Annotated in this window: 10 tRNA genes and 2 rRNA genes; all 12 read left to right on the top strand. The window is 48.6% G+C overall.

Annotated features, from left to right (window positions below):
- A 23S ribosomal RNA gene (locus EVJ28_RS13920) occupies positions 1-123 on the top strand; the annotation flags it as partial.
- A gap of 51 nt (positions 124-174) precedes the next feature.
- Positions 175-290, top strand: a 5S ribosomal RNA gene (gene rrf, locus EVJ28_RS13915).
- A gap of 83 nt (positions 291-373) precedes the next feature.
- A tRNA-Asp gene (locus EVJ28_RS13910) sits at positions 374-449 on the top strand.
- A gap of 24 nt (positions 450-473) precedes the next feature.
- A tRNA-Phe gene (locus EVJ28_RS13905) sits at positions 474-549 on the top strand.
- A 9-nt stretch (positions 550-558) separates the two neighbouring features.
- A tRNA-Thr gene (locus EVJ28_RS13900) sits at positions 559-634 on the top strand.
- A gap of 10 nt (positions 635-644) precedes the next feature.
- A tRNA-His gene (locus tag EVJ28_RS13895) sits at positions 645-720 on the top strand.
- Positions 721-732: 12 nt separating this feature from the next.
- A tRNA-Lys gene (locus EVJ28_RS13890) sits at positions 733-808 on the top strand.
- 37 nt (positions 809-845) lie between these two features.
- Positions 846-926, top strand: a tRNA-Leu gene (locus EVJ28_RS13885).
- A gap of 21 nt (positions 927-947) precedes the next feature.
- Positions 948-1,022: transfer RNA gene (locus EVJ28_RS13880), tRNA-Gly, on the top strand.
- A 7-nt stretch (positions 1,023-1,029) separates the two neighbouring features.
- A tRNA-Leu gene (locus EVJ28_RS13875) sits at positions 1,030-1,114 on the top strand.
- 6 nt (positions 1,115-1,120) lie between these two features.
- Positions 1,121-1,197, top strand: a tRNA-Arg gene (locus EVJ28_RS13870).
- Between the two features lie 7 nt (positions 1,198-1,204).
- A tRNA-Pro gene (locus EVJ28_RS13865) sits at positions 1,205-1,281 on the top strand.
- The last annotated feature ends 1 nt before the right edge of the window (position 1,282 follow it).

Genomic DNA, 1,282 nt, shown 5'->3' with positions numbered 1-1,282 from the left:
GATGAGATTTCCCTTTGAGCAATCAAGAAAGACCCCTCAGAGACGATGAGGTAGATAGGTCATGGGTGGAAGCACGGCGACGTGTGGAGCTGAATGATACTAATCGGTCGAGGCTTTGATCTAGAAACGGTTTGAACTTGATGAGTCTTCAGTTTTCAGGGAACAATTCCCTTGTCTGGTGGCGATAGCGAAGCGGCCACACCCGTTCCCATGCCGAACACGGAAGTTAAGCGCTTCAGCGCCGAAAGTAGTTGGGGGTCTCCCCCTGTGAGGATAGGACGTTGCCAGGCTTTTTATTTTTTTACAAAACTTATTGACTTTATCCTGATTGACATTTAAAATAGGTGGAGTCGATACAAATAGTTTTATAAACGGTCCCGTGGTGTAGCGGTTAACATGTCTGCCTGTCACGCAGAAGATCGCGGGTTCGAATCCCGTCGGGACCGCCATTTTTAATTTAAACTTAATAAGTCGGCTTTGTAGCTCAGTTGGTAGAGCAAAGGACTGAAAATCCTTGTGTCGGCGGTTCGATTCCGTCCAAAGCCACCATTTACACCTGCCGGTGTAGCTCAGTTGGTAGAGCATCTGACTTGTAATCAGAGGGTCGAGGGTTCAAATCCTTTCGCCGGCACCATTTTTTCATGGCGATTGTGGCGAAGTGGTTAACGCACCGGATTGTGATTCCGGCATTCGAGGGTTCAATTCCCTTCAGTCGCCCCATTTTAAATTAATGAGCCATTAGCTCAGTTGGTAGAGCATCTGACTTTTAATCAGAGGGTCGCAGGTTCGAGCCCTGCATGGCTCACCATTTCTCATTAATTAATAGTTATATTTGAATATCATATGCGGGTGTGGCGGAATTGGTAGACGCGCTAGATTTAGGATCTAGTGTCTTTGACGTGGGGGTTCGAGTCCCTTCACCCGTATCTCTAATTAAAACTCATATTGCGGAAGTAGTTCAGTGGTAGAATACGACCTTGCCAAGGTCGGGGTCGCGGGTTCGAATCCCGTCTTCCGCTCCATTAATATGCGGTCGTGGCGGAATCGGTAGACGCGCTAGGTTGAGGGCCTAGTGGTGGTTAACACCGTGGAGGTTCAAGTCCTCTCGACCGCATTTTATGCACCCTTAGCTCAGCTGGATAGAGCGTTAGACTACGAATCTAAAGGCCGGGAGTTCGAATCTCTCAGGGTGCACCATTTATAACGGGAAGTAGCTCAGCTTGGTAGAGCACTTGGTTTGGGACCAAGGGGTCGCAGGTTCGAATCCTGTCTTCCCGACCAT

Origin of the sequence: Exiguobacterium sp. SH3S3 (genome assembly GCF_004337115.1) — a bacterium.
Lineage (GTDB): Bacteria > Bacillota > Bacilli > Exiguobacteriales > Exiguobacteriaceae > Exiguobacterium > Exiguobacterium aurantiacum_A.
This window is presented reverse-complemented; position numbering and strand designations above follow the sequence as displayed.